General features: G+C 41.1%; 22 protein-coding genes and 3 tRNA genes. 10 read left to right on the top strand and 15 right to left on the bottom strand.

All coding sequences use genetic code 11. From position 1 onward, the window contains the following. The first annotated feature begins 9 nt into the window (after positions 1 to 9). The 9 genes from tpiA to F948_RS00795 all read left to right on the top strand — a co-directional run bounded on the left by tpiA (position 10) and on the right by F948_RS00795 (position 6,938). Positions 10 to 801 (top strand): triose-phosphate isomerase, encoded by a 792-nt coding sequence (tpiA, locus tag F948_RS00755; RefSeq protein ID WP_004958617.1) that lies wholly within the window; start codon positions 10 to 12, stop codon positions 799 to 801. Positions 802 to 813: 12 nt separating this feature from the next. Beyond that, on the top strand, positions 814 to 1,143 hold the full coding sequence (gene secG, locus F948_RS00760; RefSeq protein WP_004916847.1) for a preprotein translocase subunit SecG: 330 nt from the start codon (positions 814 to 816) through the stop codon (positions 1,141 to 1,143). 57 nt (positions 1,144 to 1,200) lie between these two features. Next, positions 1,201 to 1,285 (top strand) — tRNA-Leu (locus tag F948_RS00765). Positions 1,286 to 1,328: 43 nt separating this feature from the next. Continuing rightward, a tRNA-Met gene (locus tag F948_RS00770) sits at positions 1,329 to 1,405 on the top strand. 85 nt (positions 1,406 to 1,490) lie between these two features. Then, positions 1,491 to 1,567, top strand: a tRNA-Met gene (locus tag F948_RS00775). A gap of 198 nt (positions 1,568 to 1,765) precedes the next feature. Further along, positions 1,766 to 2,290 (top strand): ribosome maturation factor RimP, encoded by a 525-nt coding sequence (gene rimP, locus F948_RS00780; protein ID WP_004916844.1) that lies wholly within the window; start codon positions 1,766 to 1,768, stop codon positions 2,288 to 2,290. 37 nt (positions 2,291 to 2,327) lie between these two features. Beyond that, complete coding sequence (gene nusA / locus F948_RS00785) at positions 2,328 to 3,812, top strand: transcription termination factor NusA (protein ID WP_004916840.1); 1,485 nt, start codon at positions 2,328 to 2,330, stop codon at positions 3,810 to 3,812. A gap of 10 nt (positions 3,813 to 3,822) precedes the next feature. After that, complete coding sequence (gene infB / locus F948_RS00790; RefSeq protein ID WP_004957499.1) at positions 3,823 to 6,537, top strand: translation initiation factor IF-2; 2,715 nt, start codon at positions 3,823 to 3,825, stop codon at positions 6,535 to 6,537. Then, entirely contained in the window at positions 6,537 to 6,938 is a 402-nt protein-coding gene (locus tag F948_RS00795; protein WP_004916834.1) for a ribosome-binding factor A, read from the top strand. Before infB ends, F948_RS00795 begins: the two co-directional genes overlap by 1 nt. Before the next feature lie 64 nt (positions 6,939 to 7,002). Here the strand turns inward: F948_RS00795 and F948_RS00800 are convergent, their stop codons facing one another. The 15 genes from F948_RS00800 to F948_RS00870 form a co-directional block, all read right to left on the bottom strand. Beyond that, complete coding sequence (locus F948_RS00800; protein ID WP_004916830.1) at positions 7,003 to 7,383, bottom strand: Na+/H+ antiporter subunit G; 381 nt, start codon at positions 7,381 to 7,383, stop codon at positions 7,003 to 7,005. 11 nt (positions 7,384 to 7,394) lie between these two features. Further along, positions 7,395 to 7,670, bottom strand: coding sequence for a monovalent cation/H+ antiporter subunit F (locus tag F948_RS00805; protein ID WP_004916826.1), 276 nt, complete (start codon positions 7,668 to 7,670; stop codon positions 7,395 to 7,397). Then, entirely contained in the window at positions 7,667 to 8,194 is a 528-nt protein-coding gene (locus F948_RS00810; protein WP_004958624.1) for a Na+/H+ antiporter subunit E, read from the bottom strand. Before F948_RS00810 ends, F948_RS00805 begins: the two co-directional genes overlap by 4 nt. A 1-nt stretch (position 8,195) precedes the next feature. Further along, entirely contained in the window at positions 8,196 to 10,007 is a 1,812-nt protein-coding gene (locus tag F948_RS00815) for a monovalent cation/H+ antiporter subunit D (RefSeq protein ID WP_004958626.1), read from the bottom strand. Then, a complete protein-coding gene (locus F948_RS00820) occupies positions 10,007 to 10,375 on the bottom strand; it encodes a Na+/H+ antiporter subunit C (protein WP_004876507.1) in 369 nt (122 codons plus the stop codon). Before F948_RS00820 ends, F948_RS00815 begins: the two co-directional genes overlap by 1 nt. Before the next feature lies 1 nt (position 10,376). Then, positions 10,377 to 13,220, bottom strand: a complete 2,844-nt coding sequence (locus F948_RS00825) for a monovalent cation/H+ antiporter subunit A (protein ID WP_004958628.1) — start codon at positions 13,218 to 13,220, stop codon at positions 10,377 to 10,379. Positions 13,221 to 13,472: 252 nt separating this feature from the next. Beyond that, on the bottom strand, positions 13,473 to 14,855 hold the full coding sequence (locus tag F948_RS00830; protein WP_004958629.1) for an AAA family ATPase: 1,383 nt from the start codon (positions 14,853 to 14,855) through the stop codon (positions 13,473 to 13,475). A gap of 24 nt (positions 14,856 to 14,879) precedes the next feature. Further along, entirely contained in the window at positions 14,880 to 16,382 is a 1,503-nt protein-coding gene (locus tag F948_RS00835) for a UvrD-helicase domain-containing protein (RefSeq protein ID WP_004916813.1), read from the bottom strand. A 9-nt stretch (positions 16,383 to 16,391) separates the two neighbouring features. Continuing rightward, the gene (hisIE, locus tag F948_RS00840) at positions 16,392 to 17,159 is read right to left on the bottom strand and encodes a bifunctional phosphoribosyl-AMP cyclohydrolase/phosphoribosyl-ATP diphosphatase HisIE (protein WP_004958631.1); all 768 of its coding nucleotides are present in this window, start codon (positions 17,157 to 17,159) and stop codon (positions 16,392 to 16,394) included. 92 nt (positions 17,160 to 17,251) lie between these two features. Next, a complete protein-coding gene (locus F948_RS00845) occupies positions 17,252 to 17,632 on the bottom strand; it encodes a VOC family protein (RefSeq protein ID WP_004958632.1) in 381 nt (126 codons plus the stop codon). Between the two features lie 24 nt (positions 17,633 to 17,656). Then, the gene (locus tag F948_RS00850; RefSeq protein ID WP_004958636.1) at positions 17,657 to 18,973 is read right to left on the bottom strand and encodes an FAD-dependent oxidoreductase; all 1,317 of its coding nucleotides are present in this window, start codon (positions 18,971 to 18,973) and stop codon (positions 17,657 to 17,659) included. Between the two features lie 123 nt (positions 18,974 to 19,096). Next, the gene (locus tag F948_RS00855; protein WP_004916803.1) at positions 19,097 to 20,716 is read right to left on the bottom strand and encodes an ABC1 kinase family protein; all 1,620 of its coding nucleotides are present in this window, start codon (positions 20,714 to 20,716) and stop codon (positions 19,097 to 19,099) included. A 12-nt stretch (positions 20,717 to 20,728) separates the two neighbouring features. Next, complete coding sequence (locus F948_RS00860; RefSeq protein WP_004958639.1) at positions 20,729 to 21,397, bottom strand: ubiquinone biosynthesis accessory factor UbiJ; 669 nt, start codon at positions 21,395 to 21,397, stop codon at positions 20,729 to 20,731. A 10-nt stretch (positions 21,398 to 21,407) separates the two neighbouring features. Next, complete coding sequence (gene ubiE / locus F948_RS00865) at positions 21,408 to 22,352, bottom strand: bifunctional demethylmenaquinone methyltransferase/2-methoxy-6-polyprenyl-1,4-benzoquinol methylase UbiE (RefSeq protein ID WP_004958643.1); 945 nt, start codon at positions 22,350 to 22,352, stop codon at positions 21,408 to 21,410. 193 nt (positions 22,353 to 22,545) lie between these two features. Continuing rightward, positions 22,546 to 23,253 (bottom strand): DUF8198 family protein, encoded by a 708-nt coding sequence (locus F948_RS00870; RefSeq protein WP_004958645.1) that lies wholly within the window; start codon positions 23,251 to 23,253, stop codon positions 22,546 to 22,548. 204 nt (positions 23,254 to 23,457) lie between these two features. Between F948_RS00870 and pap the strand changes: the two genes are divergently transcribed. After that, positions 23,458 to 24,876 carry a polyphosphate:AMP phosphotransferase gene (gene pap, locus F948_RS00875; RefSeq protein WP_004958647.1) on the top strand — a complete coding sequence of 473 codons (1,419 nt, stop codon included), beginning with the start codon at positions 23,458 to 23,460 and terminating at the stop codon, positions 24,874 to 24,876. The last annotated feature ends 221 nt before the right edge of the window (positions 24,877 to 25,097 follow it).

Here is a 25,097-nt window from a genome sequence, read left to right on the forward strand (position 1 = left end):
TGGCGGAGTATGTCGAATTCGACCATTACCCCTTGGGTTGTTGGCAATTGGAAAATGAATCCAATGCATGCTGACGCTTTAAAATTAATAGAAGAATTTAAACTGTTATTACAACAGGAACCTATTTCTCAAGCGGCATGTCATATTGGTGTTTCTCCAGTATCGATTGCGCTTACAAATATACAAGCACATTTAGCTGAATTTAATCGAACAATCTATACGGTCGCTCAGGACGTTTCCAAAATTGCTGGCACAGGGGCGTATACGGGTGAGGTCAGTGCTGAATTGCTAAAAGATAGTCAAATCGAATTTGTACTGATTGGACATTCTGAGCGTCGAGAATTATTTGGTGATAATGTAGAAATCATCAAGGCTAAACTCAACAATGCTTTAAATGCAGGATTGACTGTGATTTATTGTGTTGGTGAAAGTTTAGAGCAGCGCGAGCAGGGCGCTGCTGAACAAGTTGTATTACAACAAATTTGTGATATCGCAGCGATTGTGAAGCCTGATCAATGGCAGCATATTGTGGTCGCTTATGAGCCGATTTGGGCGATTGGCACTGGAAAGACTGCTTCTCCTGCTGATGCGCAAATGATGCATGCAAAAATTCGTGAAGGTTTAAAACAAATCACACCTTTCGGAGCAAATATTGCTATTTTGTATGGCGGAAGTGTGAAAGCTGAGAATGCTGTTGAATTAGCTGCATGTCCAGATATTAATGGCGCTCTTGTTGGTGGTGCATCACTCAATGCGCAATCCTTCTTCCAAATCGCAAAAGCTTTTGCTCAAAGCAAATAACGAGGAATAGAAATGTATAGTTTTATACTCGTTGTACATATCATTTTGGCAATTTTGATTATTGCTTTGGTTCTTGTACAACAAGGTAAGGGTGCTGAAGCTGGCGCATCTTTTGGTGGTGGCGGTGCTGCCACAGTATTTGGTGCTTCGGGTGCAGGTAACTTCTTGACCCGTTTAACTGCTATTTTTACTGCATTATTTTTTGTAACTAGTTTGACCTTGGCTGTGTTTGCTAAAAAACAAACGACAGATGCATATACGCTTAAATCAGTTCAAACGACGACAACAGCTCCTGCCTCATCGTCTGAAACTTCATCAAACGCGCCAAAAACAACTGAATAAGTTGATTTAGGACTTTTCTTTTTCGCTTTAAACGAATAGAATGCGTCCCACAAAGCTGCGGTGGTGGTGGAATTGGTAGACACGCTACCTTGAGGTGGTAGTGCTTTCGGGCGTGGGGGTTCAAGTCCCCCCTTCCGCACCAAACTTAATAACCAGTAAGTTTGGTGTATGCAGTGTTTTGTTGATGCGGGATGGAGCAGTCTGGTAGCTCGTCGGGCTCATAACCCGAAGGTCGTTGGTTCAAATCCAGCTCCCGCTACCATTTGATTAAGGTGCAACTTAATCAAGCAAGTATGAAAACTTGAATTGACTTTTTTTCATATCTGTATATAATTTTTGCACGTTGATGCGGGATGGAGCAGTCTGGTAGCTCGTCGGGCTCATAACCCGAAGGTCGTTGGTTCAAATCCAGCTCCCGCTACCAAGTTTCTTAAAAGAGGCTCACAATAAGGTGGGCCTTTTTGCACAGTGGGCAATGCTTTTCTGTGTAACATAGGGGCGATTTACGCCCTTTTTTATTGGTTGTTTAGCTATCGTGTAGTGTTCGACATCAATTGGTCAAATAGTCGTGCTTCACTATACGGTTAAGATTGATTGGCTCGCATGAGAGCGACGAGAGTAAATGAAATTATCAAATAAATCTCAAGCATTGCATGATCTTATCGCGCCAGCTGTAGCTGCGTGTGGTGTAGATCTGTGGGGGATTGAATTCCTTCCACAAGGAAAGCGTTCTTTATTACGTATTTATATCGATAAACCTGTCGATGAGAACGCAGAACCTATTCTGAATGAAGATGGTGAATTAGAACAAGGGCGTGGTATTGGCGTTCAAGATTGTGTGCTCGTTACACAACAAGTGGGTGCAATGCTTGATGTTCATGATCCTATTTCTGGTGAATATGCTCTTGAAGTATCATCACCTGGTTGGGATCGACCATTCTTTCAATTAAATCAATTACCAGCATATATTGGACAACAAGTGGCTTTACGCTTGATTGCTGCCGTCGAAAACCGTCGTAAGTTTCAGGCGAAATTACTTTCTGTAGATTTGGAAAATGAACTGATCCAAGTTGAAGTGGAAGGTAAACACGTGCTTGAAATTGATAGCAATAACATTGATAAAGCAAATTTAATCTATCAAGACTAATATTAACTTAATTTTATAAGAAATCGGTAGGTGACTTATGGGCCGCGAAATTCTTACCGTTGCAGAAACGGTTAGTAATGAAAAAGGTGTTAGTCGTGAAGCGATCTTCCAAGCGTTAGAGCAAGCCCTTGTTGCAGCAACGAAGAAAAAGTTTTACGAAGGTACACATTCAGAAGAAGCTCAACTTCGCGTTGAGATTGATCGTAAAACAGGTGATTACCGCACTTTTCGTCAGTGGACAGTTGTTGCGGATGAAGATCATGAAATGCCAGCTTGCCAAGATGCAATTTCAGATGTAGATCCATCGAAATGGTCGATTGGTGATGTGCGCGAACTTGAAGTTGAGTCAATCGAGTTTGGTCGTATTGCTGCACAGATCGCAAAACAAGTGATTGTACAAAAGATTCGTGAAGCTGAGCGTGCATTGGTTGCTGATGCTTATGAATCGAAAGTCGGTGAGTTGATTTACGGTGAAGTGAAAAAGCAAACGAAAGATGGCTTTATCATTGATCTAGGCGACAATGCAGAAGCTTACTTGGCGCGTGAAGAAACGATCCATAAAGAAATTTTGCGTCCTAAACAACGTATCAATGCAATTTTATATAGCGTGAATCGTGAAGGTCGTGGCGCACAACTTTTGTTGTCTCGCTCACGTCCAGAAATGCTGATTGCATTGATGAAAAAAGAAATTCCTGAAATTTCAGAAGAAATCATTGAGATTAAAGCAGCAGCACGTCAACCAGGCGTTCGTGCTAAAATTGCAGTGAAAACTAACGACCACCGTATTGATCCTGTTGGAGCTTGTATTGGTATGCGTGGTACACGTATTCAAGCAGTACAACAAGAGTTAAATGGCGAGCGTATCGATGTTGTGGTGTGGTCTGATGATCCAGCGCAATATATCGCAAGTGCTTTAGAGCCAGCAGATGTATCTGGTATCGTATTAGATGAAGATGCACGCAGTGCAGACATCATTTTTGCGACCAATGATCAATTGGCGCGTGCGATTGGTTCACAAGGACAAAATGTTCGTTTGGCATCTGAATTGACGGGTTATAAACTCGACATGATGTTAGAAGAAGAGTATCGTGCTCGTCAGCAAAATGAAGCTCAACAATATCTCGATATGTTTGTTTCTCGTCTTGATATTGATGAAGATTTAGCAATGGCATTGGTTGAGATGGGCTTTACTTCATTAGAAGAAATTGCTTATGTTCCAGCTGAAACATTTGATGAAATCGAGCTTGAGGCTGATTTAGTTGAATTGTTACAAAGTCGTGCGAAAGAAGCTGCATTAACGGATGCGTTAAAACAGCAAGAAAATATTCAAGAGCCAAGTGCAGAACTTCTCGGTATGGAAGGTATGACGACTGAGATTGCATATGCATTGGCGGCGCGTGGTGTGATTACGATTGATGATTTGGCTGACCAAGCGACTGACGATATCTCAGATATCGAAGGTTTAGGTCATGACAAAGCAGGTCAGTTAATTATGAAAGCACGTGAATCATGGTTTAATTAGGAGATAATAGATGACGGACAAGTCGATTCAAGAGTTAGCGCTCAGCGTAGAACGTCCTGTAGAGAAACTCCTAGAGCAGGTTCGCGATGCAGGTCTACCACAGCGTAAAGCAGATGACATTATTACCACTGAACAGCAAGATACTTTGGTCAATTATTTGAAAAAAGTACACGGTCAGGAAAGTGGTAACACAGGAAAAATTGCGTTGAAACGTAAAACAACGAGTACTGCTAAAGTAACAAGTACATCGGGTAAAGCTAAAAACATTAATGTTGAAGTGCGCAAAAAACAAGTATTTGCGAAACCGAGCCCTGAGTTACTTGCAGCAGAAGCAAAAGCGCGAGCTGAAGCTGATCAGAAAGTACGTGTTGAACAAAAAACACGTGTTGAAGCTGAACAGAAAGCCCGTGATAGTGCTGAGCAAAAAGCTAATGCCACTTTAGAAGCAATGCGTGCAGAGCATACTTCTGACAGTTCAACACAAGCACCAGCTAAAACAGCTGTTGTCGTTAAAAAACGTAACAGCGACAAGATTATTAAAGCACCTGTTGTTAAGCCAACAGAAACGCCAGAACAGAAAAAAGCTCGTGAAGCTCAAGCGGCTCAGTTAAAAGCGACTGAAGAAGCTGTACGTCGTAAAGCTGCTGAAGAAGCACAACAGCGTACACTTGAGCAAATGCGTAAAATGGCATCAAAATATTCAAATGATGATGCTACGACTACGATTCGCGTGATTGATGACTCTCCTTTAGCTGCTGGTCTTGTTGGTCAAGCATATGAAGATTCATTCAACAAAGAAGACCGTGAAATCAAACGTGGTGGTGCAACTGCAAATCCGCGTGCTGGTAAGAAAAGCGGTCGTGGTGGCGATGCTCAAGCAGAGCAAAGTTTCAGTAAGAGCCATCACAAGCGTGGTTTGAAAACGAGCCAAGCGAATAAACATGGTTTTGAAAAACCTGTTAAGAAGCAGATTTATGATGTTGAGATCGGTGAGAAAATCATTGTTGCTGATCTTGCTCAAAAAATGGCAGTTAAAGTCCGTGAAGTAATCAAAACACTCATGAAAATGGGTGAGTTAGTTACTCAGAACCAAGCAATCGATCAAGATACAGCTGTACTTGTCGTCGAAGAGTTGGGTCATAATCCAGTTCTAGTTTCTGATACTCAAGCGGAAGACAACTTACTTGAAGCTGCTGAAGAAGCACGTGGTGAGCAAACAACTCGTCCGCCTGTTGTAACAATTATGGGTCACGTTGACCATGGTAAAACGTCATTATTAGATCGTATTCGTCGCTCTAAAGTGGCAGCTGGCGAGGCGGGTGGTATCACTCAGCACATTGGTGCTTACCATGTTGAAACTGAGAAAGGTATTATTACTTTCCTAGATACACCTGGACACGCAGCGTTTACGTCTATGCGTGCTCGTGGTGCGAAAGCAACAGATATAGTGGTTCTAGTTGTTGCTGCTGATGATGGTGTAATGCCACAAACAGCGGAAGCGATTGATCATGCTCGTGCAGCGGGTACGCCGATTATTGTTGCAATCAACAAGATGGATAAAGAATCAGCTGACGTTGACCGTGTACTTAATGAGTTGACTACAAAAGGTATCGTGCCTGAAGAATGGGGCGGTGATGTTCCAGTTGCAAAAGTATCAGCACATTCAGGTGCAGGTATCGATAGCTTACTTGACCTTATCTTGATCCAAGCAGAATTGATGGAGCTTAAAGCTTCAGCAGAAGGTGCGGCACAAGGTGTAGTAATTGAAGCGCGTGTTGATAAAGGTCGTGGTGCAGTTACTTCTATCCTAGTACAAAACGGTACTTTGAATATTGGTGATCTTGTATTGGCTGGTTCATCTTATGGTCGCGTACGTGCGATGTCAGATGAGAATGGTCAACGTATTACTTCGGCTGGACCATCAATTCCAGTTGAAATTTTAGGTTTACCTGAAGCACCTATGGCGGGTGATGAAGTTCTAGTCGTAAATGACGAGAAGAAAGCACGTGAAGTTGCTGATGCTCGTGCAGATCGTGAACGTCAAAAACGTCTTGAACGTGCAAGCTCTATGCGTCTTGAAAACATCATGGCGTCTATGGGTAAGAAAGATGTTCCGACTGTGAATGTTGTACTTAAGACTGATGTACGCGGTACTTTAGAAGCATTACATGTTGCACTTGATGAGTTATCTACTGATGAAGTGAAAGTACGTGTAATTGGTTCAGGTGTTGGTGCGATTACAGAATCTGACGTTACTCTTGCAGAATCTTCTGAAGCTGTATTATTAGGCTTTAACGTTCGTGCAGATAACACAGCGCGTCAAAAATCTGACCAAGATGGTATCGACATTCGTTACTACAGCGTTATCTATCAATTAATTGATGACGTGAAAGCAGCAATGAGCGGTAAACTTGCTCCTGAACATCGTGAAACAATCTTGGGTGTTGCTCAAGTTCGTGAAGTGTTCCGTTCAAGTAAGTTTGGTGCTGCTGCAGGCTGTATGGTAATGGAAGGTGTAATCCACCGTAACAAACCAATCCGCGTCTTACGTGATGATGTGGTTGTATTCCAAGGTGAGCTTGAGTCATTACGTCGTTATAAAGATGTAGTAGAAGAAGTCCGTGCTGGTATGGAATGTGGTCTTGCGGTTAAAGGTTATAACGACATCAAAGAACTTGATAAAATCGAAGTTTATGATGTTCAATTGGTTAAACGGAGTCTTTAATGGCTGGTAGCCAACGCTTAAAGCGCATGGCGGATTCAGTACAACGTGAGTTGTCAGAGTTGATCCGTCAGGAGCTTAAAGATCCACGCTTAGGTGGTCTGGTGACCATCTCTGCGGTCAAAGTCAGTGCTGACTTAGGATATGCTGAAGTTTATGTAACCGTGATGGGGCGTGAGCTTGGTGATGAGCAAAGTGAAGCAGCAAATAAAGAAACTTTAGATGTATTAAATAAAGCATCTGGTTTCCTGCGTCATGAGCTAAGTCGTCGTATTAAGACACGTATTACCCCTAGATTGCGTTTCCATTATGATAAAACCAATGCATATGGTAACTACATGTTTGGTTTGATCGCGGAAGCTGTCAAGGATCTGCCTGAACAAGGGCAAGAAGATAAAGAATAAATTTAAAAAAGCCACCTTCGGGTGGCTTTTTTATGATGAGAATATATTGTTTAAATCACAAGATTTAGTTCTGATCTTCTTTATTTGCTGTACGACGATAACGTTGCCACGGTAGAGGACGATTTAATGCTTCTGGCACATCACCACTCATAGAACGTAATCGTAAATGTATCGCAGCTTGAGCCATCAAATTGGCTGAAACTGGCGCTGTGATAAAGATAAATAGAGTGATAAGTAATTCTGCAAAGCCAAACTTTCCTTGAGTTGCACCAAAGATCATCGCAGCGATTAAGAAACTACCTAAACCTAGTGTGCTTGATTTTGTGGGTGCATGTAGGCGCATAAATAAATCAGGTAAACGAATCATGCCGATGGAACCCACCAGCATAAAAAATGCACCAAAAATCAAAAAGAAGGAAATAATTATTTCAAAAACAAATTGCATGATATATCTCCTTAATCGATCACATGACCCGTTGTAAAGTAACGAGCAAGTGCCGCAGTTGACACAAAGCCCAACATGGCAACCAGTAGTGCGCCTTCAAAGACATTCGTGCTGACCCAATACACACCTAAAACGATAATCAGACAAGTCGCGTTCAGGAAAAGCGTATCCAACGCCAATAATCGATCAATCACTGAAGGTCCTATGATTAAGCGAATTAGGCAAAGAAACATAGAGATCGTAATCGCAATTAAGCAAATACCAAGAGCATAAGGCAAGATTGTCATTGTTCTACTCCTTGCATTGGCTTGACATTAAAAATCTCCAATAAAGGTGTTTCATATCTATTTTTGATTTCTTGAATATCAAGTTCTGCATTATCTGAACTGAGTGCATGAACTAGAATATCACCTCGCTCTTGATCAATACCTGCTGAAACTGTACCTGGTGTTGTGGTGATGATCATCGCAAGTAATGTATTAACTTCTTCATGTTCCGTTTCAAGCGGCACTCGAAACCATTTAGGTTGTAAGTGATCTATCGGTCCAAGCACCATTCGTGCAACACGAAAGTTTGAAATTACAATATCCCAAAACACAACAAAGAATAATTTGATAGCAGGTATCCAATGTATATGTGGTGTGCGTGCGATAAAAGGGCGTACTAATCGTGGAATAATAATGGCTAACAAGGTTGCTAGAAATAATGTCGATAGTTCAACGCTTCCTGACAACATTAACCAACTGAGAAATACCATAAATGAAACAAATGGGTGTGGAAACCACCGATCAAGCAAAGTGATTTTTTGCATGTTAGTGTTCCTCCATCGGTTTTAGTTGACTGGCATTTGGAATTGTCGGTGCTTCAAGAGTTTGCTCTGCAATCTGACGTTGTTTGTATTCCGAAATGTGCTCACCTTGCAATGTTGGTTTAGAAATCACATTTGGAATCAACAGGGCATTATGATCTTCTACTTCACCACCATATTTCGTTTCTGGCAAATAGCTAGGATCATAAGGTTGTACGCTAATAGGGCGACCTTGATCATCAAGTTTTAATATTGCTTCATTATAAAGTGCATGATTCTGAATTTGCTGAGCGGTCGCAGTCATATAATGTTGTACTGGCGCAGCAAAAACGACATAACTCATCAAGCCGAATAAAATGACATAAATCACGGTGTCATTACGATTAGGTGCTTTTTCAGGTAAATCTTGATAAGTAGCAAATGCTGCTTCATCAGGATTGTCTTCAGGTGAGGTCGCTCGCCAGAACAGAATAAAACCTACACGTGTTAATGCGATGATACTCAGTAAGCTGACAACTAGAATCACAGCAATAATCCAACCTTGATAAGCTGTTTCAGCTGTTGCTTGAAGAATAAAGACTTTACCTAAAAAACCGCTAAACGGAGGTAATCCAGCCATCATAAGTGCGATGGTGAAATAGGTAAATGCAGCTGCTTTTTCTTGCTTTATTTTGGGTGCGATTTTTAAATGATCTTTAAACTCGCCACGTTGTGAAGTCATCCAGCCACAGAATAGATAAAATGCTGCAGCGATTAATGTACTATGCACTAAATAATAAAGACCTGCTGCCCAAGCTTGGGTGTTTAGCATAGCGATCGCAATCAGTAATGTTCCAATTGACGATAGCACCATAAACCCAACAAAACGACGTAAGCGATCTGCTCCAAGCGCACCAATTACACCATATAGAGATGTAATTAATCCAATAACCAGTAAGACATGCTTTAAGATGTCTTTTGCCATCGCATCATCGAATACCGTTCCATTGACACGTAATATGGCATAGATACCTACTTTGGTCATGATTGTGAAAATCGCTGCAACAGGCGTGCTCGCTACAGCATATGTTTTCGGTAGCCAAAAACCCACGGGCAACATTGCGGCTTTGATACCAAAGACAACGAATAATAAAAAACCACCAGCAATCGCGAGTTTGTGCTGATCATTGTCTAGGGTAGGGACAAGACGGCTGACATCAGCCATGTTTAAACTACCGACACTTCCATAGATCATGCCTAAACCGATGAGGAAAAGCGCCGAGGCAAGTAAATTAATCGTGACGTAATGAACGCCAAGTTGAAAGCGAGGACGACCTTGACCATGCAGTAATAATACGTACGATGCCATCAACAAGATTTCAAAAAATACGAATAGGTTGAACAAGTCACCTGTTAAGAATGCACCAGATAATCCCATGAGTAGGAAGTGGAACATTGCATGGAAATAGCGACCACGAGTATCCCAATTATCACTGGCATACCAAAGTACAGGGAGCGCCAAACCATAAGTTAATACCAGCATGAAAGCTGAAAGTCGATCTAAGACTAAAACAATACCAAAAGGTGCAGACCACTCACTGAGTTGATAAACCGTTATCTGACCTGTGCTCGCTAACAGTAAATAGCTCACTGCAGTAATCAGCCCCAAAGTGACTGAACCTAAACTAATACTCCGTCGCCATGGTTGACGCCAATCTTGTTTTAAAGAACCAGAACCAGGATTTCCTAAAATTAATAGAAGGAAACTTGTAAATGCGGGAATTAAAATACTAAAAATTGGAGCGTGACTTAGCCAAAAATTTGAAAAATTGAACATTATGGCTCATCCTCGCGTGGGTCATATGTCAAGGTTGGTTCCTCTTTGGAGTCAACATGATCCGTACCAGACTCATAACGACTGCGTAACGCCAATTGCACAATAAATGCGGTTGTTGCAAAACCAATTACAATTGCTGTCAAAACTAATGCTTGAGGAAGTGGATCGGTTACTTTGGTTGCTTCAGTTAAAATTGCAGGCGCGTTGACTTGTAAGCGGCCCATTGCAAATAAAAATAAATTCACCGCATAACCAATCATGGCAAGTCCAAGAACGACAGGAAATGTCCTTGCACGCAAAATCAAATAAATGCCTGTTGCAGTTAGTAATCCAATTCCCGATGCGAGTAAAAATTCAATACTTACCATTTTATTTATCTCCACTTGGGATTGGACCCGACATACTTGAGTGGCGAGAGTCACCTAAAACTGAAATTAACAGCATCGTGGCACCCACAACAGTGATGTATACGCCTGAATCAAATGCAGCCGCAGAAGCTAAATGCATTTTGCCTAGAAGCGGAGGATCAACATAAATATGAGCACTGGTCAAGAATGGACGTGCCCAATACCAAGCGGCAATCCCTGTTAAACCTGCAATCGTGAGTCCAGAACCAATCCATACCTCATAAAGGCGACCAGATTTAGCTTTGATCATTTGCTCTGCCTGATCTTGACCTAAAACGATATATTGAATAATCAATGCCATCGAAGTAATCAATCCTGCAATAAAGCCACCACCAGGATAGTTATGACCACGCAAGAAAATATAAACACTAACCACTAATGCAAGAGGAAGTACCCATGAAGCAGTAATACGTAACATTAACGGTGACGGATTAAAACGATAGCTAAGACCTTGCGTCATGGTTGTACCATGAGCACGCATACCATCCATTAGACATAGGGCGCCGATTGCAGCAATACCAAGTACTGCAATTTCCCCAAAAGTATCGAAACCACGGAAATCAACGAGGATCACGTTGACAACATTTGAGCCACCGCCTAATGGGATTGACTGTTGTAAGAAGAACCAAGAGATAGAATTATGGTCTCTGGTTAGGATTAACCATGTAATCCAACCAATGCCAAAACCTCCAGCAATTGCCAAGCTTGCATCACGCCAACGACGTGGGCGACTTGATTCGTATGGTGTCAATTGCGGAAGCAAAGATAGGCTCATCAGGAGCAATACAGTGGTGACGACATCAACTGTGATTTGAGTTAATGCAAGATCTGGAGCGGATAAAGTCACGAAAACCATGGTTACGACTAAACCAACGGCTCCACTGATTAACACGGCCTTGATACGTTCATGATGGAACCATAGCATCATCCAACATGCTGAGAATAGAGTAAGCCAAAGAACGATTGCGACCCAAGGTGCATGTGTAAGTTCTCTAGTACCAGTGGTTAAACCTTGATTGAACAAAGGTAAGGCGACCATGATGATGCTGAACAAAACGATCCAGAGCAAATAGCTTTGTAATGAACCATTTTCAGTTTTTTGCTTAATTTTGCGGCTATTCAATAATAAATGTTTAAGGAATAACTCGAATAAAATCTTTCCTTGAAACTTGCCTAAATACGGATCTAAATCGATTTTACGAATGCGACCATCTTTGGCGAGGCTAAAATAGAAAATTGCACCGCCAATTAATGCAACCACACTCATTAGCAATGGAGCATTGATGCCGTGCCAAATCGCGAGATGTGTCCCTTCAAAATTTGGTTGCATGAGACTGGCACGTGTCACGCTGTTGACCATCGTACCTGCAAGAAGGGCAGGGAAAATACCGACTAAAATACATAAAGTCGCAAGAAAAATTGCAGGTAAACGCATACCTAAAGGTGGTTCATGCGCATCTTTATTCGGTACTTGATTCCCAAGCTCGCCGTCGAAAAACACCCCGTGAACTAGACGAATCGAGTAACTGACTGCAAATATGCCTGCCAAAGTTGCAACGATAGCTGAAATGACCATCACTGGTCCTGACAAATTAGCGAGCAATTCGGTAAAGAACATTTCTTTGGAAATAAAACCATTGGTCAGTGGAACACCTGCCATTGAGGCAGCTGTGATCATAGTTAATGTGCCAGTGAATGGTAATAATTGCCAAAGACCACTAAGCTTGCGTAAATCTCGTGTGCCGCTTTCATGATCAATAATGCCAGCTAGCATAAACAATGCAGCTTTGAAGGTGGCATGGTTAATGATATGGAAGATTGCGGCTGCTACAGCAAGAGGAGAACCAATACCAAGTAAACAAACAATTAAACCTAAATGACTAATTGTTGAATAAGCCAATAAACCTTTGAGATCTTCTTTGAAAATCGCAAAACCTGCTGCCATACACAAGGTAAACAGACCAACAAAAGTTACGATATTGTGATAAAGCGCAGCACCAATAAAAATAGGTGCTAAACGAGCAAGTAGAAAAATACCTGCTTTTACCATAGTCGCTGAATGTAGATATGCAGAAACAGGCGTTGGTGCAGCCATCGCATTTGGTAACCAAAAGTGGAATGGAAACTGGGCACTTTTGGTAAATGCACCTAATAAAATTAATAATAGTGTCGGAACGAATAAGGCATGTTGTTGAATTTCATCTTTCATCAACACCAGTTGATCGATTTGATAGGTCCCTGTAATTTGCCCCAAAAGAACAAATCCACCTAGCATCGCTAATCCACCCATCCCCGTAATGGTGAGAGCCATACGTGCACCACGTTGAGCGGCATCGTACTGACTCCAGTAACCCACTAAAAGAAATGATGAAATACTGGTAAGCTCCCAAAAAACTAAAAGGATCATCAAGTTGTTTGAGAGTGAAATCCCGAGCATCGCTGCCATGAACAACATCAAAAGTTGATACAGTTTAGCTAACGAATTTTTAGGACTTAAATAATAATAAGCATAAATATAAATAAGCGTACCGATACCGCTAATCAGTAAACTAAACAATAAACCTAAAGCATCTAAACGAAAGCTTAGATTGATCCCAAATTGCGGAAGCCAGTCCCAGCTTTGTACGAGCGGTGTGCCCTGAAGAACCGTTTCTGCTTGAGTTAGCAGTAATAAAAAACAACTCAGGCTAATGCCTATCGCCCCTAGTGCCGTCACACCACGTGAAAAACGTTGCAGCTGTGAGACAAGGGTGGTGCCGAGTATAAGCGGTAATAAGATAATAATCGGTAGCACACTGGTATCCATGTCGATGATTTAGATCAAAGGACCTAAGGGTGAATTTTCTTCCAAGATTCACAGGCATTCAAAGAGATTGCCAAAGTTTCAAATCTCGAAACCCAATCAAGTTAACGGAGGCAGCAAGTTGTATTGCACAACTTGAAAATAAAAAATGACTTTTATCTTACTATAAAACATCAATAAAAACCCGATGGTATTACATGAAGTAACAACATTCTAGCAACTCAAAAGCCAAAAATCGTTCACCAAAACAATCAATTAAAGTGAAGTCTCTTGAGGGGTATCATCTATTTTTAACAGATTGAATAAATCAGTTTTTTCTTGTGGATTAAGTTCCTGTATTTGATGAAATAACTCATCCACTTTACTTACAAGAGTTTCTGTTTCTAACAAATTATGCGTTTGAGCAACGTTAGTTCCTTCACTCCATACCAGTTGATTATAAAGTTGCGAGAGTTGGTTTTGAGATTGTGCAAGATTGATTTCGTAGATTTCGTTGGCATCCAAACGTAAACATTGATAATCAAGCGCATGTTCTAAAAGCTCATCTCGGTTACCTGTTACGATGATTTGTAGTCTAGGGAATGCAAGATGTAGTCGCTGTAGAATTTCTGCTGAGAAATTTTGATCAAGTTGATGATCAACCTGATCAATTAATAAAATCCCATCACCTTCTAAGCAAGGATCGAAGCAATGTTGGTTAAGTAAACATAAGCGACGTGTCACATCACCGATCAGTGCGATCCATGTTTTGAGGGAGGCTGATAATTGTTGAAATGGAATGAGTTGCTCTTTGTAGCGCACCATCAATTGCAGTTTTGGTACATATTGTATAAATAAATCAGTAACTTCTGGAAAAACTGTGTGTAGACTTTTTTTTAGAGCATATAAGTTTGGTGCAGACAGTTGTTTGGGATGATTGGCAAGTTCTTGTTGAAGCTGCTGTAAAACTTCAGACTGATTTTGTTGTTTGAAATCATTCCCCATTAAGCGTCGAACAATATGAGCAGAGTGCGCATTTTCCACGTCACTGATTTCTCGTAACCATTCAAAAAAACGTGCAAAGGTTGTGTAGGGAAGTGCTGTTAAATCATATGCCGCAATTTCTTGCAAAATACCTGGAACATTTTTGCTTTGTAGATTGACTTCTTGGACGAAGCGTTCAGCAGGGTAGTAAGCAATCAGGGGTAAGCCGAACAAAGGATCTTGCAGGCTGGTTTTCTGATAAAGATTCACCACTTGATCTAGTTGTTGAGTTTCAACCTGACTGATACCAACGCCTTGACTATTAAATGTTTTAAATAATTTCCATGAGCAACTATGCGTATCTGTTTCTAGAGCAGAACTACTTTCAGCAAGAGCACCATTTAACTCAGAACTGATTCTAACGTTGACTTGAACTTTTGCTTGAAGTCGAGTCAGCATAATATCTTGATCAGAGATCACTACGCCTGCGGTTCGAATATCTTTGAAACGTGCTGAAAACCAAGTCAGGGCTTGGTAAATATTTTTTAAAACTGTGGTTTTGCCTGTCGCCTGATCCCCAAGGATTAAGGTAATTGGGCGTTGTGCAGGGTGAAATTCAACAGTTAAATCTCGGAACATTCCGACATGTTTAAATTGAACCGACTCGAGTTGCATAAGCTCACCTCAATCCTGAGCGCTTTATCCTGCGGACTGGCGAAGAGTTGAGGGAGCGCATCGTTTTAATTGTTGTATTAAGTCATATAGATGATGAATATTTAGACTTACTTTAGCACGTGTACACGCAACGTAAAGTAATCTCAGCTCTTCATCTGTAATTTTATGTTCCAAGCCATTTATTTTAAATTGATAGTCATCTTCGATATGCACGCGATTCCACTCTAAGCCTTTAGCTTTATGAGCGGTTGAAATGACATAATCAGCTTGTTCAATCGGGGTGATTTTAGCTAAAGCGCGTTTGAGTGGCTCAGTCCCATGATCATCAACTAGTTTCACTAAGGGTTTGATATCACTGCCATCATTCGTTTCACAGTATTCATGTACATCATGCCATGAATTAAACCAAGCAAGCTCTGGTACATCGGTGATGCGTTTACCTTGTTTGAGTAAACTGGCAGCATCAACAAAACGGCTCAGTTTTTGGTGATCAGCTTGTAAGCTGACTTTATCACCATGAACTAAACCTGAAAGTAACAACTCCATCGCTCGTGCATTCGTCCGACATAGAATCGCATCGCGCATTTTGGTGTGCGGTTTGTTGACGACATTGGACTTAACATTTGGATTGCCGAGTAAAGGGACAGTTTCATTCAACGCACCTAGTATGGAGTTCGCCACATCAGCAATCGCATCACCAAAACGGAATGAAGTTGTCAAGCGACTTTCATGTAAGGGCATTTGCTGCATTGCATTGACTGCGCCACGCCATGCATAAATCTGCTGATGTGCATCACCTACATAAATCACTTGGGTGCTTTTTTGACGAAGTAATATGCCAAGCATCAGAGGATCTGCATCTTGTGCTTCATCAAACAAAACATAATCTGTTGGAATATTGGGTTCTGATAAAGCCCATAATTTCAAATAAATGTCATGCCCAATACCTGCTTGATGATTTGGATCAATTGATTCTAACCAACGTCTTTCTACTGCAGGGTAAAGGTGTTGTTGTAATGACTCAATATCATCTTGGTGCAACCAGCTAGGTGCTTGAATATGACGAGGCGCAGGATATTGCGAACTTGTCGAGCAAAAATAACTGACCGCATTTGCCACTAAACTCGCAAGTCGACTAGGCATCAGTACATATTTTTCATAACGTCCCCCCATAAGGCGACGTAATGTAATCGGCTCAAGACGATATTCTTTAGCGATAAAACTTGGGCTTAAACGTGGTAAGCGTAATTTATCAGTCACGCCACGAGGCACGCTGCGAAAGGCTAGGGAGTGAAAGGTTCTGCAATTCACATTGCCATGAAATTTATTTTGCGCTTCAGATGCGATGGCTTTGTTAAATGCCAAATACATACCACGCCGTTCAGGCATGGCATCACTAATCATTTGTAATGTCGTGGTTTTACCTGTGCCAGCATAGGCAATCACTTTAAATGATTGTCCTAAACGAGCATTATCTATGGCAATCGCTTGCTCGTAGGTAGCTTTGGGTTTCTCGTGATTTGACACAGGCTCTAATTACGCTTCTTTGCTACGATTTGCTTTTTCAACCAAACCAGATAGACCTTGACGGCGAGCAAGTTCATCTAAAACTTCTTGCGGATCAAGATCGAAATAGCCCAACATGACAATACTGTGGAACCATAAATCGGCAACTTCATAAATGAGGTCATGTTTGTTTTCGAGAGAGGCGAGTGCGGCATAATCTTTAGCTGCAATAATGCTTTCAATACTTTCTTCACCGACTTTCTCTAGAATTTTATTGATGCCTTTTTTGTAGAGGCTCGCAATATAAGAACTATCTGCGGCAGCATTTTTACGCTCTTGCATCAAGCGACCTAAATACGCAAGTACATCGACTTGTTCACTGTGGTTATGCTCGTGAGTTTCTACTTTCGCTGATGCGCCATAAATCGCCGTTGGATCTTTCAGCTGAGCATCTACAATCTCCCAACCTTGAGGGGTCAGTTTGCGATAGAAACAAGATTCACGACCTGTATGACAAGCAATACCACCATGTTGTTCAATTTGTAGAATAATAACGTCAGCATCGCAATCTAGACGGATTTCATACACTGTTTGGAAGTGTCCAGATTCTTCGCCTTTGTGCCATAATTTTTGACGTGAACGTGAGTAATACACCGCTTGATTCTTTTCAGCCGTCAGTTGTAATGCTTCACGGTTCATCCATGCAACCATTAACACTCGACCAGTTTGATGATGTTGTGCAATGGCAGGAACAAGACCATTGGAATCAAATTTAACTTCATCTAACCAGTTTGACATGAGTGAAAAATCCATTGAGTGGAAAGCCGTTAGTGTAGCGTTTGTGGCTTAGGTTGGCTATGCTTGTTGGGTAAAAAGTCATGGATCAGGCTTTAAAGGTAGTTTGAGATTTCAATCAAGTTCTGATCTGGATCACGAAAATAAATCGAAAGGGTTTTTCCCATCGTACCTGTTCTTTCGATTGGACCTTCAATGATTTTAATGTGCTGTGCCTGAAGGTGCGCAATCACTTCATGGAGTGGTGTTTCCGCAATAAAACATAAATCGGCCGATCCTGCGGTTGGACAATATGCTTTAGGTTCAAATTCTTTACCAGCTTGATGTAGATTGATTTTTTGATTGCCGAATTGCAGTGCTTTTCGGTTTTCGGCAAAAGTAACGACTTCAAAATTCAGGACTGATTGATAAAACTGGCAGGTGATTTCAATATTAGCAACGGTCAAAACAAAATGGTCTAAATGGCTAATTTTCATATTTAATTCAACTCTCTTTATTTTTTATTCACATTCAGGTAAGGATTGATTGTTTGTAATCAAACGATTTTCATGGTGTTGATACTCAGCAATTTGCTGATAACTCATTTGTTGAAGAGGTCCTTTTTTTAAGCCTGAAATTGTGATTGCCATTTCTTTACGAAAATAGGGGATTTGATACATCCACGGGAAAATTAAGTCACGTAAACTACCTGCCCACCAGTGATTAGATTGATAAAGAGGTGTCAGTAAACGGCTGAGAAATTGATAGAACTGAGTCGAAGAGCGGCGATGTTGGTGATAGTGTTGCCATAATATCGACCAATCAATCTGCTGATTCTTCCGAGCGAGGCGCAATGATTGCGAAAAAGCCCATGCATCTAACAGAGCCATATTGGCACCTTGCCCCAACTGAGGGCTCATCGCGTGCGCTGCATCACCGATGACCCCGATTCGACCTTGCCCAAATTTTGACATCACCACATCACGATATTGAGCTGATAGCCATTGCGGTTGATTTTGCTGGTCTAATAAAAGTTGACTGAACCACTCAGCCACATCTGGCCAGCGATCTGAAACTTGTTTTAGCCATTGCTGCTTTGCAGATTCATCTTTTAAGAAAGATGGTAGTTGCGATGTTGGTAAACTCCAAAACACACTTGAAAGCCGTTGTTGTGGTGTTGCAGGAATAGCCCCTGTCGGTAATATTCCCATCATGATGTTAGAGCGATCATAAAATTGATGCAGAATCTCAGGATTCAAGCTTAAGCATTCAGGCACGATTGTCCATGCAGCTCCCCAAGGATAGGGTTGATCGATTTTAACCCATACTTTAGGGCGAAGTTGGCTTCTTGCACCGTTGGCAATCAGTACCGCATCAAAACAATCATCGAAGAATTGGTGTTTGCATGAGCCAAAGATTCGAACTTCACTTTGTAGTTCCTCAAGTCCGTCGATACGATGTCCCATTCTCCAAGTGACATGACTCGAATATTCAGCCAATTTTTCAGTTAAGACGTGACATAAGGTGGCACGATGGATACCAAGACCAAAACGAAGAGCCTCAGCTTGGTGATAATGACTATTCACCAATAGACGTTTATCTGCAAGTTGACCTTCTAAACCTGTGACTTTTGCACCTAATTTCAATGCTTGATCAAGTACACCAAGATGTTCGAAAACAGCTAAGCCAGCAGGTTGTAAAAGTAAACCAGCACCAACAGGAGAGAGTTCATCAACGTGTTCAAAGATCGTGACTTGATGACCTTCGCGTGCAAGCAAAATCGCAGTGGCGAGTCCTGCTGTGCCTGCACCAATAATTGCAAAATGAGGTGCTTTCATTATTTTTTCTTTTAAAGTATTTGTATATTGATCTAGTCCTGATCTTAACTGATATCTATATTTTGAAAAAGATTAAAAAACTGACTTATAAAAAAGCCCTTGTGTGTACAAGGGCTTTGGAACTTATTTCACAATCCGCCACAGTGCCAAAAGGCTACTTAAGACGATCAGAATGATCGAAACAAACCAAGGGCTTATAATTGCGATCGTTAACATAATCAACATCGTGCTGCCAAACATCCAGCTACGACGTTGTTGCTGTTGCATTTGCAAACGCATTTGTTGTATTTCGCGCAGTTGTTTGTCTTGCCATGCCGACTGGTTTTTTAAACCATTCAAACTATCAATGAGTAAAGTTGGTAAATCCTGAGCACCCAAAAGTAAGTCTGGGATTTGTTGTCCAATCTCTTTGATATTTTTAACTGGGTTCATATTCGCTTTGACCCATTCAGTCAAAATCGGTTTTGCCAATTTCCAAATATCAAGTTGAGGGTAAAGATCAGTTCCTAAGCCCTCTACATGGACTAAGGTTTTCAACAACAACATCAGTTGCGGTGGGATTTCTAAATGGAATCGACGCGCAATATCCATGACTTGAATCAAAATACCTGCGAAATCTAATTGATCCATTGGTTTTGAGACCATTGGGCCTACAGTGCGGCGCATCTCACGAGATAAAGCATCTTGGTCAGTACCAGGTGGAATCCAACCTGCTTGATGTACGATCTGAATCAGTTGCATGAAGTTACTGTTCATGACAGCAAGTAACATACGCGCTACGGTCATTTGGTCATGTTTTGATAACTCACCCATAATGGCGCAGTCCAACGCGATAAAGCGTGGGTTACTTGGGTTAATTGTTTCTACGAAAACATTACCCGGATGCATGTCAGCATGGAAGAAGTTGTCACGGAATACTTGTGTAAAGAAGATCGTTAAACCTTTTTCCGCCAAATCAGCACGATCCATGCCTAGACGATCAAAAGTTGCTGTATCTGAAATTGGAACACCAGTGATGCGTTCTGCGACCATCACGTCTTTACTGTCCATATAGACTTCTGGCACATACATCATGCTTGAGCCAGTAAAGTAATGACGCATGCGGCGAGTGTTGTCTGCTTCTAGACTTAGATCAAGTTCATTTAAGATAATTTGGCGATAATCTTGAATGATTTCAGATAAATGCAGTGCACGTGCAGCTTCTAAACGGTTTTCTAGCCAATCGCCCAACCATGCCAAAATCTCAAAGTCTTGCAAAATTTGACTGCGAATATCAGGACGAGTGACTTTAACGATTACTTCACGTCCATCGTGCAAAGCCGCAGTATGAACTTGTGCAATCGATGCAGCCGCAAGGGGTTGTTCATCAAAACGTAGAAAGAGTGTTGAAATATCTGCTTTTAATGAGTCTTGAATGCGCTGTTTCGCCAATTGTGTGTCATAAGGTTTTACACGATCTTGTAATAAAACCAATTGTGATAACACTTCAGGTGGGATCAAATCTCGGCGAGTCGAAAGCAATTGCCCAAGTTTAATGGCTAAAGGACCCATATCTTCAAGGGCTTCTTTTAACTTAAGTGGATTCTTTTTCTCACGACTTGACCACGCCGCAGGATGCATTTTGATGATGTTTAATGCATGACGTGCTTTAACTGGTAACTCTTCCGCAGGAAACAAGGTGTCAAGGCGGTAATGTGCTGCAATACGCCAGAGTTCGAGTAACCGTGTAATATGCGGAATCATATGGAATTTTACCTAGTCTTGTGTGGGATTAAACTGAGATTTTAATTGCTGAAATTTTGCTTCTAAGCGATCAATTTCTTGATTGAGCTGACGAGTTTCTCGATTCAGATCATCCATTTGCCAACGTGGCGCAAACAAACCACTATCTTCTTTAAGTGTATCTTCGACAAAGAACAAATGACTTTGCAACGAGCGCTTTATTTGCTGAGGCGCAAGCTGAATTTTTCCTAACTCATGTGCGAGTTGTGGACCAATCCAAGGGGATAAATGTGCAGCGAGATCAGGTTCCGCCTGTTGCATGATGCGCTGGATATCTTGCAATAAATGATAATCACCCTGTAAAGGAATATTACCGATTTGATCCATATCACTTAGCAAAAGTCGAATCAGTTCTACCACGTTTGCAACATGTAAGGTTGCAGTGGCATCGGTGATCTTATTTTGATGATCGAAGGGGCGCTGCTCAAAAATAGAAGGAGTTTGACTCTGTCCAGTGACAGTGGGTTCTAGACGAACTTTATTTTCATCAAAGAAAACATCAACTGAGAGTTGTGGACTATCGATCACAACTCGTAATAGTTGACCTTGTAATTGATTCAGTTGGATACGCGTAATCGCATCCAAATCAATCACATGATGAATGATACGTTCGACTGCACCGAGTGCTAAAATCGACCACATATCTTAAGCCTTACAGTTTGAATCCACGGTGAACTGCAACAATACCACCTGTTAAGTTGTGGTAATCACAGCTTTGGAAGCCTGCATTTTCCATCATGCCTTTAAGAGTACGTTGGTCTGGGTGCATACGAATAGATTCGGCAAGGTATTTATAACTTTCAGAATCATTCGCCACCAATTTACCCATCATCGGAAGTGCGGTGAATGAGTAAAAATCGTAGAGTTTTGAAAATGGCTCAAAAACAGGTTTTGAGAACTCAAGTACCAATAAACGACCACCTGGCTTAAGTACGCGATACATCGCTTGTAAAGCCGCATCTTTGTCAGTCACGTTACGTAAACCAAAACTGATCGTCACTAAATCAAAACTATTATCCGCAAAAGGTTCTAATGTTTCTGCATTGGCAAGTACGAAATCAACATTGGTGCAGCCCGCATCAATCAAACGATCACGACCAACATTCAACATAGATTCATTAATATCTGAAAGTACCACATGCCCTTGAGGACCGACTTCACGGCTAAAGACTTTCGCTAAATCACCTGTACCGCCTGCAATATCTAAGACATGCTGCCCACGACGAACACCTGACATATTGATCGCAAAGCGTTTCCATAAACGGTGAATACCAAATGACATCAAGTCATTCATGATGTCGTATTTACTCGCAACTGAATGGAAGACTTCAGCAACTTTTTGAGCTTTCTCATCACTGCTAACAGTCTGATAGCCAAAGTGTGTGGTCGCGCCGACATTGCCCGTATTGGCACCACGCGGTAAGTTGTACTTTGGTACAGAGCCGCCTGTAGGGGGGGATGCAAGTCCTTGTTGTAATGATTGTTGTTGACCTTGCGGTGTACCTTGCGGAAGCGGTGAACTTAGGAATGGACTGACTTTGTCTGAACTCGGTTTTTGCTCAACTTCTGGGGTAGGCTGTTGGTTTTCGTTAGACATTGTTTTCTCCTAAACTCTCGTTCTAGCGATACGAATCAACATGCATGATGACAGATTTTGTAATTTTTTACAGGGCTTAGCATGTAATTGTTATGAATAATATACAGAAAGTCAGTGACTAAAAAGGGTTTCCAAATCGAAAAATGCTTATGCGTCATCTCTCAATAAAAATTAGCAGAGATGACGCTGATGTTTAAGGGCGAAATGGGTCTGGGTGACCTGCATGAACTTTCTCAATAATTTCACGCTCTTTGTCAGTGAAAGTTTTGATGAAGTTAGCCGCTGATTTCATTGGTTTCATCGCTGCAAAACCTTCTTGAATAAAGTCATACATGCGTTCGAACTGGTATTTATTGGCGATGCCTTTACACATTTTAAATGCAGCGTACATCATGGTTGAACGCATATATTTATCTAATGCGACACCTAACTCATCCAAAAGATGTAATTGCTCATAACGATCTTCGCCTTGATCCAATTTGATGAGCGTTTGACGCATAATCTCATCAGTCAATACAGTTTCAGCTGGGTAATCTTGTAAAAGTTGTACAGCAACTTGCTCATCCAAACGTGTTGCTAAGACAGCTAGGCTAACCGATTTGGTTCCCGTTTTAATTGCATTATCTGGCAATAGACTTTCTGCTTTGTGTGCATATTTCAATAGACGTTCGATCTGCTGTGCCATTGCATCAAAATCTGGTCCACCATACAAACGGTTTAAAAAGTATTGTGCCATCAACTGATTTTCAGGTTGGGCAAAAAACTCTTGGTGTGTGGCAGCAATACGTGCTTTCATCCATGCTTGTACGTCATGTAAACGCTGAGCTAGAACTGGATCTTGATGGTAATTTAAGCTTTGGTATTGTAATAAAAGTTGATCAAATGCAGCGAGTTTTGACATGTTCGAACTCAAAAGAAATAAAACCTTAAAATCATAGGCGTGATGATAACTTAGAACTATGACAGCACAAACCTAAAATCTTTAACAATCGGTCAGTCGAGATATGCACTGAATCTAATCTACATAAACTGTACACGGGATTTGATGCCTTTTTATCAGATTTAACTATACTTATTGTTAATAATTAAACATTTAGAATTAAATATGAGCACACAACAACCGACGTTTGAACTACGGTCAGAAGAAGAACTTTCTTTGGATTTGATCGAGGCTCAATATGCTTTAAAAGATAGCCAAGATAAAAAAAATGCCAAAAGCGTATTAATCCTTGTCAGCGGGATTGAACTTGCAGGTAAGGGCGAAGCAGTTAAGCAATTACGTGAATGGCTTGATCCTCGTTATCTTAAAGTGAAAGCTGATGCGCCTAAGTTGTTGAGTGCCGATCAAACATTCTGGCAATCCTATACTCGATTTATTCCTGCTGAAGGGCAAATCGTCGTGATGTTTGGTAATTGGTATAGTGATTTGTTATCTACTGCGATGCATGTTGCGAAGCCTTTGGATGAAACACTGTTTGATGCTTATGTTGAGCAGATGCGATCATTTGAACATGATTTGCAAAACAATAATGTTCATGTCATTAAGGTTTGGTTTGATTTATCTTGGAAATCATTACAAAAACGATTAGACCAAATCGATGCATCTGAGCAGCATTGGCATAAATTGCATGGCTTAGATTGGCGTAATAAAAAACAATACGATACATTGCAGAGTCTCAGCCAACGATTTACGGATGACTGGTATGTGATTGATGGTGAAGATGCAGAGCGACGTGATCAATGTTTTGCTCAATATATTTTGCAGACTTTACAAGAGCTCCCTGTTCATCAAACTAAAGTCACTGAGAAGTGGCAACAAGCCAAAATTCCAAACGAGCTATTAGAGCCATCCAAACAAGTTTTGGATAAAGATCAGTATAAGGATGAGCTTAGTAAACTCACCAAAAAGGTGGCTGATGCACTTCGATATGATGACCGTAAAGTGATTGTTGCATTGGAAGGAATGGATGCAGCAGGCAAAGGCGGAGCAATCAAACGGATTGTGAAGAAGCTAGACCCTCGTGAATATGAAATCCATACGATAGGAGCTCCAGAACGGTATGAGCTACGTCGTCCTTATCTTTGGAGATTTTGGAATAAGCTCAATGATGGGGAGAAAATTACGATTTTTGATCGCACATGGTATGGGCGTGTTTTAGTCGAAAGAATTGAGGAATATGCAACTACTGTAGAATGGCAACGTGCTTATGATGAGATTAATCGCTTTGAGCAAAGCTTAGTCGATAGTCAAACCATAGTCGTGAAGATTTGGCTTGCGATCAGTAAAGATGAACAGGCGGTTCGATTTAAAGAAAGGGAAGAAACACCTCATAAACGTTTTAAGATCACTCCTGAAGATTGGCGAAATCGTGAAAAGTGGGATGATTATTTAGACGCTGCGGCAGATATGTTTGAGCGAACGAATACTGACTATGCACCTTGGTATGTGATTGCGACTGATGATAAAAATACAGCAAGAATCGAGGTGTTGAAAGCGATTCTAAAACAGTTGAAAGTTGGGTAAGACTAAACTTCTGATGAGTTTGTGAATATGTGGAAGAAATTGTTAAAAATAGGATTAACTTTAAGCTCCATACTTCTGCTCGCTTTTGTTTTTTTTATTGGATTTTATATTTACATGATTTATGGAATTCATCCCTCGGATGAAGGAAATATAAGTATTAGCTGTACATGGGAAAATGGCAAGTTGACTACCGAAAGAACGACGATCATACAAGGTGAAAG

Source organism: Acinetobacter junii CIP 64.5, assembly GCF_000368765.1.
Lineage (GTDB): Bacteria > Pseudomonadota > Gammaproteobacteria > Pseudomonadales > Moraxellaceae > Acinetobacter > Acinetobacter junii.